15 protein-coding genes and 1 pseudogene are annotated in these 14,906 nt (G+C 72.1%); 9 read left to right on the forward strand and 7 right to left on the reverse strand.

The window, feature by feature from the left end; all coding sequences use genetic code 11:
- Nucleotides 1-11 precede the first annotated feature (11 nt).
- Nucleotides 12-611 (forward strand): TIGR03086 family metal-binding protein, encoded by a 600-nt coding sequence (locus tag ACFXJ5_RS16875; RefSeq protein WP_384631155.1) that lies wholly within the window; start codon nt 12-14, stop codon nt 609-611.
- Here ACFXJ5_RS16875 and ACFXJ5_RS16880 read toward each other — a convergent pair.
- Nucleotides 601-1,437 carry an undecaprenyl-diphosphate phosphatase gene (locus ACFXJ5_RS16880; protein WP_384631156.1) on the reverse strand — a complete coding sequence of 279 codons (837 nt, stop codon included), beginning with the start codon at nt 1,435-1,437 and terminating at the stop codon, nt 601-603. The two genes, ACFXJ5_RS16875 and ACFXJ5_RS16880, sit on opposite strands and share 11 nt — an antisense overlap.
- Nucleotides 1,438-1,599: 162 nt before the next feature.
- Between ACFXJ5_RS16880 and ACFXJ5_RS16885 the strand changes: the two genes are divergently transcribed.
- The 3 genes from ACFXJ5_RS16885 (at nt 1,600) to ACFXJ5_RS16895 (ending at nt 5,027) form a co-directional block, all read left to right on the forward strand.
- Nucleotides 1,600-3,465, forward strand: a complete 1,866-nt coding sequence (locus ACFXJ5_RS16885) for a cellulase family glycosylhydrolase (RefSeq protein ID WP_384631157.1) — start codon at nt 1,600-1,602, stop codon at nt 3,463-3,465.
- 124 nt (nt 3,466-3,589) lie between these two features.
- Complete coding sequence (locus ACFXJ5_RS16890) at nt 3,590-4,036, forward strand: SPW repeat protein (RefSeq protein ID WP_384631158.1); 447 nt, start codon at nt 3,590-3,592, stop codon at nt 4,034-4,036.
- A 109-nt stretch (nt 4,037-4,145) separates the two neighbouring features.
- Entirely contained in the window at nt 4,146-5,027 is an 882-nt protein-coding gene (locus ACFXJ5_RS16895) for a LysR family transcriptional regulator (protein WP_384631159.1), read from the forward strand.
- A gap of 61 nt (nt 5,028-5,088) precedes the next feature.
- Here ACFXJ5_RS16895 and ACFXJ5_RS16900 read toward each other — a convergent pair whose 3' ends face one another.
- Both ACFXJ5_RS16900 and ACFXJ5_RS16905 read right to left on the reverse strand, forming a co-directional pair.
- Nucleotides 5,089-5,643 (reverse strand): alpha/beta fold hydrolase, encoded by a 555-nt coding sequence (locus ACFXJ5_RS16900; RefSeq protein WP_384631160.1) that lies wholly within the window; start codon nt 5,641-5,643, stop codon nt 5,089-5,091.
- Nucleotides 5,640-6,629: a threonine/serine dehydratase gene (locus tag ACFXJ5_RS16905; RefSeq protein WP_384631161.1), complete on the reverse strand. Its 990-nt coding sequence runs from the start codon at nt 6,627-6,629 to the stop codon at nt 5,640-5,642. The genes ACFXJ5_RS16900 and ACFXJ5_RS16905 overlap by 4 nt, the downstream gene beginning before the upstream one ends.
- A 221-nt stretch (nt 6,630-6,850) precedes the next feature.
- On the opposite strand from ACFXJ5_RS16905, the gene yczR reads away from it, so the two are divergent.
- Nucleotides 6,851-8,296, forward strand: coding sequence for a MocR-like transcription factor YczR (gene yczR / locus ACFXJ5_RS16910; protein ID WP_384631162.1), 1,446 nt, complete (start codon nt 6,851-6,853; stop codon nt 8,294-8,296).
- Here yczR and ACFXJ5_RS16915 read toward each other — a convergent pair whose 3' ends face one another.
- Nucleotides 8,297-9,460 carry a benzoate/H(+) symporter BenE family transporter gene (locus tag ACFXJ5_RS16915; protein WP_384631163.1) on the reverse strand — a complete coding sequence of 388 codons (1,164 nt, stop codon included), beginning with the start codon at nt 9,458-9,460 and terminating at the stop codon, nt 8,297-8,299.
- A 276-nt stretch (nt 9,461-9,736) separates the two neighbouring features.
- Here ACFXJ5_RS16915 and ACFXJ5_RS16920 point away from each other — a divergent pair, with 276 nt between their 5' ends.
- Nucleotides 9,737-10,318: a helix-turn-helix domain-containing protein gene (locus tag ACFXJ5_RS16920; protein WP_384631164.1), complete on the forward strand. Its 582-nt coding sequence runs from the start codon at nt 9,737-9,739 to the stop codon at nt 10,316-10,318.
- Nucleotides 10,319-10,366: 48 nt separating this feature from the next.
- A complete protein-coding gene (locus ACFXJ5_RS16925; protein ID WP_384631165.1) occupies nt 10,367-10,636 on the forward strand; it encodes a hypothetical protein in 270 nt (89 codons plus the stop codon).
- Between the two features lie 47 nt (nt 10,637-10,683).
- Here the strand turns inward: ACFXJ5_RS16925 and ACFXJ5_RS16930 are convergent, their stop codons facing one another.
- The 3 genes and pseudogenes from ACFXJ5_RS16930 to ACFXJ5_RS16940 all read right to left on the reverse strand — a co-directional run.
- Nucleotides 10,684-11,913 carry a PP2C family protein-serine/threonine phosphatase gene (locus ACFXJ5_RS16930; protein WP_384631166.1) on the reverse strand — a complete coding sequence of 410 codons (1,230 nt, stop codon included), beginning with the start codon at nt 11,911-11,913 and terminating at the stop codon, nt 10,684-10,686.
- Between the two features lie 37 nt (nt 11,914-11,950).
- Nucleotides 11,951-12,379 carry a hypothetical protein gene (locus ACFXJ5_RS16935; protein WP_384631167.1) on the reverse strand — a complete coding sequence of 143 codons (429 nt, stop codon included), beginning with the start codon at nt 12,377-12,379 and terminating at the stop codon, nt 11,951-11,953.
- Between the two features lie 68 nt (nt 12,380-12,447).
- Nucleotides 12,448-12,612: pseudogene (locus ACFXJ5_RS16940) on the reverse strand (Appr-1-p processing protein); the annotation flags it as partial.
- A gap of 144 nt (nt 12,613-12,756) precedes the next feature.
- Between ACFXJ5_RS16940 and ACFXJ5_RS16945 the strand changes: the two are divergent.
- Nucleotides 12,757-13,797, forward strand: a complete 1,041-nt coding sequence (locus ACFXJ5_RS16945; protein WP_384631168.1) for a tetratricopeptide repeat protein — start codon at nt 12,757-12,759, stop codon at nt 13,795-13,797.
- A complete protein-coding gene (locus tag ACFXJ5_RS16950; RefSeq protein WP_384631169.1) occupies nt 13,794-14,897 on the forward strand; it encodes a polyprenyl synthetase family protein in 1,104 nt (367 codons plus the stop codon). Before ACFXJ5_RS16945 ends, ACFXJ5_RS16950 begins: the two co-directional genes overlap by 4 nt.
- Nucleotides 14,898-14,906 lie beyond the last annotated feature (9 nt).

Consider the following 14,906-nt stretch of genomic DNA (forward strand, 5'->3'; position numbering starts at 1 on the left):
GCGTCCCATCCATGCAGACACCCGTGGAGCACCTGCACGCATACATGTCCGAAGCCGCCGCCGAGGCGGCCCGTATCGCCCGTGGCGTCACCCCCGACCAGCTGTCCGCGCCAACCCCCTGCGACAAGTGGGACACGCGGACGCTGGTCAACCACTGGGTCCTCTACTCCTCCCACGGCCTGGAGCACCGCGCCCTGCGCAAGCAGCTCCCCGAGTCCCTCACCGAACGCGACTTCACCACGGACCCCGACTGGGCGGAGGCCTACGCGGCACAGCTGGACCGCGCGGTCGCGGCCTGGGCGGACCCGGCGGTGTGGGGGGGAGAGGTGGACCTCGGCTTCGCGAAGATGCCCGCGGCCGAGATCGCCTCGCTCGTCGTCAAGGAGACCGTCGTCCACGGCTGGGACGTGTCCCGCGCCACCGGCCAGCACTACCGCTGCTCCGACGGGCTCGGCGAACTCATCCTCAAGGTCGTGGACCACCACGCCGAGATCTACCGCCAGTACGAGGGCTTCGCCGAGCCCGTCCCGCTGCCGGACCCGGCCCCGGACTCCACTCTGGACCGCGCGCTGGCCCTGTCGGGCCGCGACCCGCGGTGGGTCAGGCGTTGAGCACGCCGGCACCCAGCAGGCCGAACAGCAGCACGCCGATGATGAGCCGGTAGATCACGAACGCGTTGAAGGAGTGCTTGGCCACGAACTTCAGCAGCCAGGCGATGGACGCGTAAGCGACCAGGAACGACACCAGCGTGCCGACCGCGAGCGGTGCGGCACCGACACCGGCGCCGACCGCGTCCTTGAGCTCGTACAGGCCGGCGCCGGTGAGTGCGGGGATGCCGAGGAAGAAGGAGAGGCGGGTGGCGGCGACGCGGTCGAGGTCCAGGACGAGGGCCGTGGACATGGTGGCGCCGGAGCGGGAGAAGCCGGGGAAGAGCAGGGCGAGGATCTGGGAGGAGCCGACGAGCATGGCGTCCTTGAAGGTGGTGTCATCCTCGCCGCGCTTGTGGCGGCCCATCTGGTCCGCGCACCACATCACGATGCTGCCGACGATCAGGGAGCCCGCCACCACCCACAGTGAGGCCAGCGTGCCCTCGATCAGCGGCTTGGCGGCGAGCCCGACGAGCACGATCGGGATGGTCGCGTAGATGACCCACCAGGCGAACTTGTAGTCGTGGTGGTAGCGCTCCTCGCGGTTGCGCAGGCCGCGGAACCAGGCGGAGACGATCCGCACGATGTCCTTGAAGAAGTACACGAGCACGGCCGCGATCGCCCCGACCTGGATGACCGCGGTGAAGGCCACCACCGACGTGTCGTCCACCGGGATGTTCATCAGCCCTTCGGTGATCTTGAGGTGGCCGGTCGAGGACACGGGCAGGAACTCGGTCACCCCCTCCACGACTCCGAGCACCGCGGCTTGGCTGATACTGATCGCGCTCATGAGACCCATCTCTGCGGAGTTCGTGGGACGGCCTGGAGTCAGACCCTACGTAGTGTAGGGGCTCGCCTTTGGTGGCTCCGCACAGTCTGCAACAAGCCCGCGGCGGCCCGCACCGAGGCTGCCTTATTGACGGCGTGACGCACAGCGGCGACTGTAATGAACATGACCAGACGAGTCGCTTTACTGGGTACCGTCCTCGCCCTCGTCGCGGCCCTCGCCTTCGGCGGCGCCGGTACGAGCGCCGCCGCTACCGGCGCTCCGGCCGACTCGCTCTGGTTCGACGGCACCGCCCTGACGGTCACCGGAACCGGCTTCACCGACAGCTACGGCCGCCAGGTCGTCCTGCGCGGCTACAACGTCTCCGGCGAGACCAAGCTCGAGGAGAACGCCGGACTGCCCTTCGCCTCCGTCGCCGACGCGAAGAAGTCCGCCACCGCCCTGCGCGCCCTCGGCGGCGGCAACGCCGTCCGCTTCCTGCTGTCCTGGGCGCACGCGGAGCCCGTACGCGGCCAGGTCGACACCGCGTACCTCGCGGCCGCCACCGCGCAGATGCAGGCCTTCCTCGACGCAGGGATCCGGGTCTACCCCGACTTCCACCAGGACCTCTACTCCCGCTACCTCTTCAACGAGGGCAGCTGGTACAGCGGCGACGGCGCCCCGAAATGGGTCGTGGACGCGGGCGGCTACCCGGCCGAGTACTGCGGCGTCTGCCTCTTCTGGGGGCAGAACATCACTGGGAACCAGGCCGTCACCCTCGCGACGTACGACTTCTGGCACAACACCGGCGGCGTCCAGGACGCCTTCCTCGCCACCGCGCAGACCACCATGACGTACCTCGCCCAGCACCTCACGAGCTCCGAGTTCGCGGCCGTCGCCGGCTTCGACCCGTACAACGAGCCGCACTTCGGGACACTCGACTCGGGCCAGACCAGCCGCAGCTGGGAGCAGGACGTGCTGTGGCCCTTCTACCAGAAGTTCCGGGCCCGGATGGACAGCGCGGGGTGGACCGCCAAGCCCGCGTTCGTCGAGCCCAATCTCTTCTGGAACGCCAACCTCGACTTCCAGAAGCAGGAGGGCGGCCTGCTCGACGCCGGGACGCTGGGCCCGCGCTACGTCTTCAACACCCACTTCTACGACCAGGCGGCGATCTCCGGCGTCTTCATGTGGGGCAACGCCTCCGACGGCCAGTACGCCGGCAACTTCGGCACCGTCCGCGACCGCGCCACGGCCTCCGGCACGGCGGCGGTCGTCAGCGAGTTCGGGCACCCCCTGTCGGGGTCGGTGTCGGGCAAGGCGCCGACCGTCCTGAAGGCGATGTACCAGGCACTGGACTCCCGGGTGAAGGGCGCCGACTGGTGGTCGGATCCGCAGGACTCCGGGTCCGTGCTGTCCGGCACGCAGTGGCAGTGGGACATCTACAACGACCGCCACAGCGAGCTGATGAACGGCAACCCCGACAAGGTCCTCACCGCCGACGACGCCTGGAACGACGAGGACCTGTCCGCCGTCGCCCTCGACGACTCGGGTACGGCCGTCCTGCGCCAGGACACCCGGCTGCTCGACCGCGTCTACCCGGCGGCCACGGCCGGCAGCACCCTCGCCTTCACCTACGAGGACCGCTCCCGCGACGGCTCCACCACCCTGACCTGGAACCCGGTCCCCAGCTCGCTGCCCAATGTCTCCTCCCTCGTCGGCACCGGCCAGTACGGCCTGCTCGTCTGGCGCTCCAGCGGCATCACCGCCCCCACCGAGCTGCACCTCCCGGCCTCCTTCGCGACCGCCTCGACCACGGTCGTCTCCGACCTCGGTACGGTCACCGGCCCCTCCGCCTACACCGCCGGCACTGCTGTCGCGGCCGCCGCCGAGCCCGGCGGCACCGGCAGCCGGCGCCTCCTGCTCACCGCTCCCGCCACCTCCGGCACCCTCCACTACGCCCTGGTGGCCAACACGGCGGGCGCGGCGCCGTCGGCGGCACTGCGGGCGGCCGCGCAGAGCGAGTTGGCGGCGTGGGCGGCGAATCACTTCTGACCCAGATGCCCCACCCACACCGGAAGTGACACAGCTTGACATATACCCATAAAGAAAAGATAAGCGCACAATAGTGGTGAACCAGCTCGGTCAGACTTGCAAGGAATCGAAGGAGGCGAGTCGTATGGCCGACGTCTCTCACCGCCCAGGCGATATCTCCGGTCACCCCGATGTGACGGAGATGCGCGACCGCTACGCCCGTGTGCTGGGCGGGCGGGATGTCGTTCTCGTGGACGGCCCGGTGCTTCTCGCCGGCCTCTACTGCGCCATCTCCCCCTGGACGGTCCACTTCTCGGGTGCCCAGCCGCAGCTGGCGCTCAACAACCTCATCTTCGGCATCGCCATCGCCGTGCTCGGGTTCGGGCTCGCGATGGGGCCCACCAGGATGTACGGCCTGAGCTGGGCCTTGGCCGCGGTGGGCGTCTGGCTGATCGTCGCCCCGTGGATCGTCGGCAGCAACCCGACGACCGGCACGATCGTCAACAACATCATCATCGGCGCCATCACGTGCCTCCTCGGCCTCGTGGCCGCCGCCACACTGATGCGGGCGACCCGCCAGCCACCCGGCTGACCTCTGAGAGGACCCGGGCCGTCGCGCGAGCGGCGGCCCGTCTGTTTGCTGCGCCTTGCCTTCGCTGTGCCTCCGCGCCGGTCCGGCCGAGGAGGCAGAATCCGGCGTTATGGAACTGCGCCAGCTCGAATACTTCGTCGCCGTCTCCGAAGAGGCGAGCTTCACCAAGGCCGCCGCCCGCCTGCATGTGGCGCAGCCAGGGGTGAGTGCGCAGATCCGGCAGCTGGAACGGGAGTTGGGCCAGCCGCTGTTCGACCGCTCGGGGCGGACCGTACGGCTCACGGAGGTCGGACAGGCCGTGATGCCGTTCGCACGGGCGGCGCTCGGGGCGGTCGCCGGAGCGAGGCTCGCCGTGGACGAGCTGGCGGGGCTGGTGCGCGGGCACGCCGCCGTGGGCATGGTGGCGTCGTGCGGGCCGCTGGGCCTGCCGGGGCTGCTGGCCGAGTTCCACCGCGTACACCCGGGCGTCGAGATCAGCCTGACCGAGGCCAACTCCGACGTTCTGCTGGAGGGCATCCAGAGCGGCCGGCTCGACATGGCCGTGGTGGGCCTGGCCACCGACCCGCCACCGGGGATCGCCGTCCAGGTCGTCGTCGACGAAGCCCTCGCCGCGGCCGTGGCCCCGGACGACCCCCTGGCCGGCAGCCGTACGGTCCGCCTGGACGCCCTCCAGGACCGCGCCCTCATCACCCTCACCCGGGGCACCGGACTGCGCACCGCCGTCGACAACGCCTGCGCCAAGGCCGGCTTCCGGCCGCGTATCGCCTTCGAGGCCAGTGACCCGAACATCCTGGCCGACCTGGCCGCGCAGGGCCTCGGCGTGGCGATCCTCCCCGAATCCCTCGCCGCCGCCCGCACCGCCGACCTGTGCCCCCTCACCGTCACCGACCCCGCCCTGCGCTCCCAACTCGCCCTCGCCTGGCGCGCCGACACCCCGCCCGGCCCCGCCGCCCGGGCCCTGATCCGGCACGCCCGCGCCGCGCTACGGTGACCTGAGGATCATCTGCTGTAGCCCGGGAACTCGGCCCACGGCGCCCCCAGCCGCTCGGCGATCACCAGCGACGGAGTCCAGTAGTCCCGGTCCCGGTCCTCGGCGCCGGCTCGCGCAGGGCCGGGAATTCGCGGCGGAAGATACGGTCGCGGTTGCCCGCGAAGCGCTTCCGGACATCCGCCGGCCAGGCGTACGTGCCCTCGCCGTGGATGGTGGAGCCGAAGCGGACGGCGGCCGGGATCAGGCCTTCGTCGCGCGCGAGGGCGATCATCTCGTCGAAGAAGGCCCGCCACGGATCACCCTCGGGGAGCAGCTGGACGAGCGGTGGCTCGTGCGCGATCAGCCCGGACAGCGCCTCCGGATGCCCGGCGGCCGGCGCAAGACCGATGATCGCGCCCGCACTGTTGCCGAAGACCAGCGCCTGCCCGCCCGCGAGCCGGTCGATGACCTCCTCCACGTCGGCCGCCTGCTCGGAGACCGATGTCGGCGCCTCAGACTCACCGGTGCTGCGCCGCGAGTTGCCCCGCCGGTCGTAGGCGATCACCGTGAACGCGTCGCCGAGTGCCTCGGCCACCTCCGCGTAATAGCCCGCGTCGCCGCCCGACCCGGAAATCATCCTCTGATGAACGTTGGCGGCTGTGTCAGGTTTGCCAGGTCGCCGGGGTCGGTGTTGGCGCCGCACAGGACGACAGCGACCTTCTCGCCGGGTTCCGGGACGTACGCGCCCGTGCGCAGCGCGGCCAGTGCGGCGGCGGCGGAGTGCTCGACGGCGAGCCGGCGCTGGTCCCACAGGGCCTGGCGGGCGGCGACGATGGCCTCGTCCGGGACGAGGACGGAGCGTACGTCCGCATGCTGCGCCCAGCGCAGGGCGGTGGCGGAGACGCGGCGGGCGCCGAGCGAGTCGGCGGCGACGGAGTCCACCGGCACGTCCACGACCCGGCCCGCTTCGAGGGCGGCGTTGAGCGACCGGCAGTGCTCCGGCTCCACGGCGACGACCCGCACTCCGTGGTGGTCGGCGGCGGCCGCGACGCCCGCGAAGAGTCCGCCACCGCCCACCGAGACGACGACGGTGTCCAGGCCGCCGCCGAGGGCTGCGTGGACCTCGTTCAGCAGCGTGCCGGCGCCTGCGGCGATGAGCGGGTGGTCGAAGGCGTGGGACTGGACCGCACCGGTCTCGGCGGCGTACGTACGCGACGCCTCCAGCGCCTCCGCGTACTCCGTACCGACCTGCGTCACATCCGCGCCCAGCGCCCGCAGTCCCGCCACCTTCACCTCGGGCGCGGTGACCGGCACGAAGACGCTCGCCCTGATCCCGTACCGCCCGGCCGCCCAGGCGCAGGCCAGGCCCGCGTTGCCGCCGCTGGCGATGACCACGCCCGCCTCGGGCATCGTGCCGGCCTCGAGGAGCGCGGCGGTGAAGTTGGCCGCGCCCCGGGCCTTGAACGTGCCCGTGTGCTGAAGGAATTCAAGGGCGAACGACACCTCGGCGGAGCCGAACTCCCCGGGGTCGGAGGGGACCACGGTGACGGGCCGGACGTGGCCGGCGATGCGGTCGGCGGCGGACTTCACGCCGCTGTAGGTGAGCTCAGGGAGTTCAGTCATGGTCCGATCACGGTATCCCTCACGCCCACGACGAGCCGCCCCCGCTCCGGCGGAGCCGATGCACCCAATGCCGTATCCAGGACCCGACAGGCAGCGGGACCGCGACGCGCGTCTCGTGCCTGTGCTGAAGTTGCCGCTCGTATCTGTCAGTGATGTCCACTCGGCTGAGTCTGTAGAGTGATTGGCCTGGACGACATGGCCAATCACGGGAGAGTGGCACGGTGGCGGAGACACGGCTCGGCGCCCGGCAGCTCGCCGCACTGCTGCCCGATCCGGCGGGGGCACGGCCCGCCTACCGGCATCTCGCGCAGGCGGTCGGCGCGTTGATCCTGGACGGCCGGATCGGGCTGCACGTGAAGCTGCCGGCCGAGCGCGAGCTCGCCCCGGCGCTGCGGACCAGCCGGGCCACCGTCACGGCGGCGTACGACCTGCTCCGGGAGAGGGGTTACGCCCGCAGCAGGCGCGGCTCGGGGACCTTCACCGCGCTCCCGGAGGACCTGCGGCCGGCCGCCGTCAACCGGCTGCTGAGCACCGAGGACACCGCCATCGACCTCACGAAGGCGGCCCCCGGGATCCCCGGACAGGTGCTCACCGACGCCCTCGCCGAGATCGCGCCCAGGATGGCGGAGTACGCCCACACCCCCGGCTACCACCCCTACGGCCTGCCCGAGCTGCGCGCCGCCGTCGCCGACCGCTACACCGCGCGCGGCCTGGCCACCCTGCCGGAGCAGATCCTGATCACCTCGGGGGCGCAGCACGCCAACACCCTCGTGCTCGGCCTGCTGTGCGGGCCCGGCGACCGCGTGCTGATCGAGAACCCGACGTACGCCAACGCCCTTGACGCCATCCGTCGCGCCGGGCTGCGGATCGCCCCCGTGCCGGTCACCGACGACGGCTGGGACAGCGAGATCTTCGAGTCGACCTGCCGCCAGGCCGTGCCCCGCCTCGCCTACCTGATCCCCGACTTCCAGAACCCGACCGGCTGCCTCATGCCCGACGAGCAGCGCGCCCGGGTCCTGCGGGCCACCCGGCAGTCCGGCACATTGTTGGTCGTCGACGAGACCATCGCCGCCATGGCGCTCGACGTCCCCGCCCCGGCGCCCCTCGCGAGCGTCGCGGGGCGCGGCGAGAGCGACCACGTCATCACCATCGGCTCGATGAGCAAGACCCATTGGGGCGGTCTGCGCGTCGGCTGGCTGCGCGCCCCCTCCCGGCTGGTCACCGAACTGGCGGGCCAGCGCGTCGCCTCCGACATGGCGGGCGCGGTCCTGGACCAGCTGCTGTCCGTGGTGCTCCTCGCCCGCGACGGCGAGCTGATGCCGGCCCGCCTGCAGCGGCTGCGCGAGCAACGCGCGGCCCTCACCGCCGCCCTGGCCCGGCACCTCCCGCAGTGGAGCCGGCCGTCGCCGCCCGGCGGCCTCGGGCTCTGGGTCGACCTGGGCGAGCCGATCGGTTCGGCCCTGGCCGAGCGGGCCCTCGACTACGGCGTACGGATCGAGAGCGGCACCCAGTTCGCCGCCCACCCCGGCACGCTGGAGCACCGGCTGCGCATCCCGTACACCCTGCCCGCGGACACCCTCGACGAGGCCGTACGCCGCATGGCCGCCGCCCTCGCCACCGGCCTGCCGCCGTCCCCGGGGGCCGAACGGCCGCGCTGGGTCGCCTGATCAGGCCGGCTGTGGCTTGCGTACGAAGGTGAGCGCGGCCAGCGTCGTCAGCCCGGCCAGCAGCCCCCAGAACGGCGCGCTGACCCCCGCCACGGTGATCCCCGACGCGCTCACGGCGAAGGCCACCATCGCCGCCTCCCGGCGCTCGGGGTCGGCCATCGCGGCACCGAGGGCGCCGCTCAGCGCGCCCAGCAGCGCGAGTCCGGCGACGGCCTCGATCAGCAGCGGGGGAGCGGCGGCGAGCAGCAGCGTGGCCGAGCCCGCGCACAGCCCGAAGACCAGGTAGGCGCCGCCCGCCGTCACCGAGGCGACCCACCGGCGCTCGGGCAGCGGATGCGCGTCGGGCCCGGCGGCCAGCGCCGCCGTGATCGCCGCCAGGTTGACGGAGAACCCGCCGAAGGGTGCACCCAGCACGGTGGCGGCGCCGGTGCTCAGCAGCACGGGCCGCATGGGCGGCCGGTAACCGTACGTGGCGAGGACGGCCGCGCCGGGGAGGTTCTGCGAGGCCATCGTCACCAGATAGAGCGGGACGCCCAGACCGATCAGCGAGCCCGCACCGAACGCGGGCATGGTGAACGTCAGACTCGGCAACAGGCTGCCCGATATGTGCGCGCCCTGTGTCCCCGGGTGCCAGGCGATCCCTGCCAGCGCCACGACCAGCGCCCCCGGTATCGCCCACCGCCGCGCGAAGCGGCTCAGCAGCAGCCACGCCGCGATCACCGGCAGCGCCAGCGCGGGGAGTTGCACGGCGGCCCTCGCCGGGGCGAGGCAGATCTGCAGCAGCACGCCGGCCAGCATCGCGGCGGCTATCGGTGCCGGAATGGCGGCGATCAGGCGGCCCAGTCGGCCGGACAGCCCAGTGAGCAGCATCAGCCCGCCGGCCACCACGAACGCCCCCACCGCATACCGATATCCCCCCGGCTGCCGCCCCGCCGCCACCAGCATCGCCGCGCCCGGCGTCGACCACACAATGCTGATCGGCTGCCGATACCGCAGCCCCAACCCGATCCCCAGCGCCCCCATCGCCACACACAACATGAACAGCCCCGACGTCGCCTCCCCCTGATCCGCCCCCACCGCCCGCAGCCCCGCCACCACCACCGCAAACGAACTGGCAAACCCCACCACGGCCGCCACCACGCCGGTCCACACCGTGTTCCACATATGGAACACCCTAACGGGTTGGGGGTAGGCCGCTCGCCTGAGGCGAGCGAAGCGAGGTGGGGGTCCCCCCGGCCGAAGGCTGGGGGTGGGGGCACCTCCCAAAGGAAGCTTTGGGGGAGGCTGGCCCAACCCGCCCGCACCCGGCAACGGGCGCGCACCACGACGGTGGGTGGCCGGGGGTGCGTCGGCGGCTGACGGTCCGCAGCCGGGACCGGGGTTGGCCGGGGGTCCGGGGTGCAACCCCGGAGAGGCGGCGGCCAGGCGATACTGTCGGCCATGAGCGCAAGCGCCCCCGGCGACCTCGCGGCAGCGATCGGCACCCGAATCGCGCGGCTCCGCCGCGAGCGGGGGCTGTCCCTCTCGGAGCTGGCCCACCGGGCGGGCGTCGGCAAGGCGACCCTCTCCGGCCTGGAAGCGGGTACCCGCACCAACCCCACCGTCGAGACCCTCTACGCACTCACGGGACAACTCGGCGTACCCCTGGCCGCCGTCCTCCCCGAGCCCACCACGCCAGGCGCGAAGACCCTGCACGGCGCCGCCGTCTCCGCCACGCTTCTGGAGGCCTTCACCGACGCCGACGGCTCCACCACCGAGCTCTACCGCCTCCGGATCCGGCCCGGCCGCACCCAGACGTCCCCGCCGCACCCGCCCGGCACCGTCGAGTACCTGACCGTCTTCTCGGGCACCGCCCAAGTCGGTCCCGCCGAGGCGCCGTTGACGGCGGGCCCGGGCGGTCACGTCAGCTGGTCCGCCGACGTCCCGCACACCTACGCGGCGGTCGGCGAGGTCGAGGTCGAGGCCGCACTCCTCATCCGAAGTCCGGTTCTGATCAGGGGATTTGTCGGCGGCACGGGGTAAAATCGAAGGAGTGAGCGAGAGTTCGCCGACCGCCTCAGGAGGTTGCCCATGACCGCTTCCGCAACCCTGACCACTCCTCTGACCACATCTCTGCCGAAGAAGCCCCTGCCCGCCGGACAGCCGCGCGAGTGGTACGTGTCCCACAACCGCCGGCTGAAGGCCATGCGCCTGGCCATCGCCCTGCTCGACGCGGGGGTCTACACGCCCGCCCAGGCCCACAATGTGCGGATACGTTCCACCGCGGCCCGCATCGGCGTGCACCCGCCATCCAACACCACCTGCCACCTGGTCCGTTCACTGATCCGCCACCACGCCTGATCCGACGACCGTGCCCGCCGCCGCACACGCGGCGGCGGGCACGGTCGTCAGAGCCGGATGACGACCAGGGCTGTGTCGTCCGCGGTGCCGTGCGCCGGGGTCAGGTCGTCCAGCAGGGCGTCGGCCAGCGACTCGGGGTCGAGGCTGCCGTGCCGGACCAGGCTCTCGGCGAGCCGGGCCAGGCCGGTGTCGATGTCCTCCCTACGGCGCTCGATGAGGCCGTCGGTGTAGAGCGCCAGCAGGCCGCCGGCCCTGAAGGAAACGCCGGCCTGTGGCCTCGACCGCTGATCCGGCCGGGCCGCGAGCGGCGGATCAGTCGCCTGGTCCAGGAACTCCACCGTGCCGCCCGGACTCACCAGCACGGGCGGCGGATGGCCGGCGCTGCTGTACGTGATGGTGTGCGCGGCATCGTCGATCACCGCCTGCACCGCCGTCGTCGACTCGGCCCCCGGCACCGACCGGGCGTACAGCTCAAGCCCCTCCAGCGCCTGCGCGGGCCCCTCCGCGACCCGTACCGCCGCGCTGAGCGCACTGCGCAGCTGCCCCATGACGCACGCGGCCGCCAGTCCGTGCCCGACCACGTCCCCCACCGCCACCGCGCAGCGCTCGTCGGGCAGCACCACCAGGTCGTACCAGTCGCCGCATACATTGAGCGCGGTGGTGGCGGGCCGGTAGCGCACGGCGGTCAGGTGCGGCCCCACGGGCTGCGGTGCGGGGAGCATGGCCTCCTGCAGGGCCAGAGCCACTTCCCGCTCCCGGGCGTTTGCCTGCCGCAGCCGGTCGTTGACCTCCTGGAGCTCCCGGGCGCGGGTGTACAGGTCCGCCTCCAGCACGCGCTGCCGGTCGTCCCCGTCCGGGGTCCCCTGGCGCCGGATCAGCTCGGTCACCTCCTCCACCCGGTGCACGATCAGCGTCACCTGCCCGTCAGGCCCGACCACGGGCGTGTTCACCGGGCTCCAGTACCGCTCCTCGAACGTCCCCGGATGGCCCGGGACCTCCACGTCGTACCGCTGCAGCGCCATGCTCTCCCGCTCGCCTGTCTCCGTGACCCGGCGCAGCGAGGCCTGCACGTGCCGCATTCCGGTCGCCCCGGAATTCGCCGGATTGTCGGGGAACACATCGAGGAGATGCCGCCCCACCAGCTCCCACCGGTGCTTCCCCGCGAGCCGCAGATACTCGTCATTGACGTCGGCCACGACCAGCTGCGGCGTCAGGAGCGCGGCGGCACCGGGCAGGGCCTGGAACACGGCCGCGTAATCGATCTTCTCCCCGCTCACGTGCCACCTGCTTAGTGAAGCCCCCGCAGCTTCGCTTCTAGAGGAACTTGGCCTCGATCTCGGCGAAGAAAGCCTTGGCGAGCAGCTGGAAGTCGTTCTCGCGCAACGCGATCACGTCGCCCACCTTGTACCCCAGCACCGATTTCTCGGGGTTCAGCCGGATCTGCTTGTCGGCTGACAGCTTGCCGTCATTGCTCGTCATCGAGGTGCACAGCACTCGCACCTCGTTGAGCGCGTTGCCGTCCTTCTTCTCCAGCGTGCGGCTGCGGTGCACGAAGTAGTTGTCCAGGACCTGGACCATGTTGTTGAAGAACACCGGCTCGAAGGCCTCCGCCGCGGCGTCGTACCGCGCCTTGCCCTCACCGCCCAGGGCCGCTCCGGCGGCCGCCGTCTCGCGGTACGCGGCGACCTGCCCCTCGATCTTCGCCCGGCAGTCGTCGATGTACTCGCGACTGTATTTGTTCATGCTCAGCATGACCGCAGCCTCCTGGTCCTTTGCCTATCCACATCGTGCCACGCCGGGCAAACACCGCTTCAGTCGTGGTCGTACACCGTCACCGCTATGCCCTGCTCGCTCAGCCTCGCCAGGACCAGCGGTTCAATCCTCTCCCATCGTCCGCCCGCCGGCCCACACCCGATACGAGGCATATGCACGGACGCACCGAGCCCGGCCACGCGGCCGGGGACGCCCTTGCTGCCGGGGCCGAAGTCATTGCCCGCCGTGATCCGCACCGTAGCGGGCGGCACTGACAATCGGCGCACGGCTCAACCTCGACCGGAGCTTCTGCGTCCTCGTACATACCGCGTATGCATACGCGGTATGGAGAGAGCAGAAGGGCATCCATGTACAGCAAGGCATTCGCCCCGGAGTATCAAGGGGCGCTCACCTCCCTGTCGGTGAACTCCTCCCTGGTGGACGTACTGGCCAAGGGAAAGGAGCAGTTGAGGTGGGCGGAGCGCGCGGGGTCGCGGGAGGAGGTGTCGCGGTCGGCGCTGGCCGTCGCGGAGGCGCACCGGCGGCTGGGGCATGTCGCCGAGGCCGACCGGGCGTGGAAGGCGAGCTACGGCGCGGCTCGGTCCGTCGGTGACCTCGGGGCGATGGCGTGGGCGCTGTGGAGCGGCGGCACGCTGGCCCGGCAGCGGGGCGCGCTGGCGCTGGCGCGCCGGCTGCTCGGGCTCGCGGCGGAGCTGGGTGAGCGCGGCGGGGACGTGGTCGTACGGGGATACTCGCTCGCCGGGATGGCGGAGACCGGCCGGATCCAGGGGGACTACGCGTCCGTGGCGACCCTGCACGAGCAGCTGCTCGCCGAAGCCAGGAGGCGCGGCGAGGCCCGGCACACGGTGTGGGCGCTGGAGGGCATCGCGCAGATACACCGCAACACCGGCTTGTACGACACCGCGCTGGCGATGTTCGAGGAAGCGGCCGCGATAGCGGAGAAGGCCGACGACCGCCGGGGCCGGGCCTGGGCACTGCGCGGCATCGCCGACATCGTGTCCGTACGGGACGAGGACGCCGACCGCGCCCTGGCACTGCTCGCCGAAGCGGAACTCACCTGCCGCGAGATGACCTTGTCCAGCGCCCTGGCCTACAACCACAAGATGCGCGGCAACGTGCTCTTCCGCGCCCGCCGTTACCAGGAGGCCAGGCCGGTGTACGAAGAGGCGCTGGCGGAGTTCCGCGCCATGAGCGAGCCGCGCGGCGAGGCACTGGCACGGCTGGGCCTGGTCAAGACGCTGGCCCATCTCGGGCGGGACCGCGCGGAGACCGCCGCCGATCTGGACGAGCTGCGCGAGACCCTCGACCGGATCGGCCTGCGCCACGCCCGCGACATGGTCGACAAGGCCCGCGCCGAGTTCGGCCTGGACGGGGAGGCCCGGCGATGACCGTGCCGACGACAACCGACCGCACCGCCCAGGCCACCGCCCAGCAGATCCTGGCCCGCTGCCGCGAACTCGTGCGGCCGCAGCTGGCGGCGGCCATCGGACGCCTCCACCCCTGGCCCGGCGAAATGGCGGCCTTCTCGCTCGGCTGGAGCGAGCTGAACGGCAGGCCGGTTCCCGGCACCGGCATCGGCTCCGGACGCGGCACCGGCACCGGACGCGGCACCGGCGGCAAGGGGGTGCGCCAGGCCCTCACCGTGCTGTGCGCAGAGGCCGTCGGCGCGCCCGGCGAGACCGCCGTCGCCGGCGCGGTCGCCGTCGAGCTGATCCACACCTTCTCCCTGCTCCACGACGACATCATGGACGGCGACGAGCTGCGCCGGCAGCGCGCGACCGTATGGAAGGCCTACGGCACCGGCCCCGCCGTCCTCGCGGGGGACGCACTGTTCGCCCTCGCCCTGGAGACGCTCGCCGAATCCGGCAACCCCCACAGCGGCGAAGCCGTACGGCATCTGGCAGGGGCGCTGAACGACCTGGTCCGCGGGCAGGCGGAGGATCTGCTCTTCGAAAGCCGCCCGTGGACCGGCCCCCATGCCGTGGAACCGCACGAGTACCGGTCCATGGCCGACCACAAGACCGGCTCCCTCCTCGGCTGCGCCGCCGCCCTGGGCGCGACGCTCGCCGGAGCTCCGGCCCCGACCGTCGCCGCCCTCGCCCGGGCCGGACGTCACCTCGGGGTGGCCTTCCAGGCCGTCGACGACCTCCTCGGCATCTGGGGCGACCCCGAGGTCACCGGCAAGCCCGTCCACAACGACCTCCGTCAGACGAAGAAGACCTTCCCCGTCCTCGCCGCCCTGGCCACCCCCGGTCCGGCCGCCCGGCGCCTCACCGCGCTCCTCACCTCGCCGACCCCGCTGGACGCCGCCGCCCTGCGCGACGCCGCCGCCCTGATCGAGGAGGCCGGCGGGCACTCCGCCGCCCTGGACGAGGCCCACCGCCACCTCGACATCGTCCGTGACTGCCTGGACAGCGTCCCGCTCTCACGGGACGCGGCCGGTGACATCCGTACGCTTCTGCCCTTCCTCGTCAGCCGCAGAATGTGACCCGCGGGC

The organism is Streptomyces sp. NPDC059373 (assembly GCF_042751495.1).
GTDB lineage: Bacteria > Actinomycetota > Actinomycetes > Streptomycetales > Streptomycetaceae > Actinacidiphila.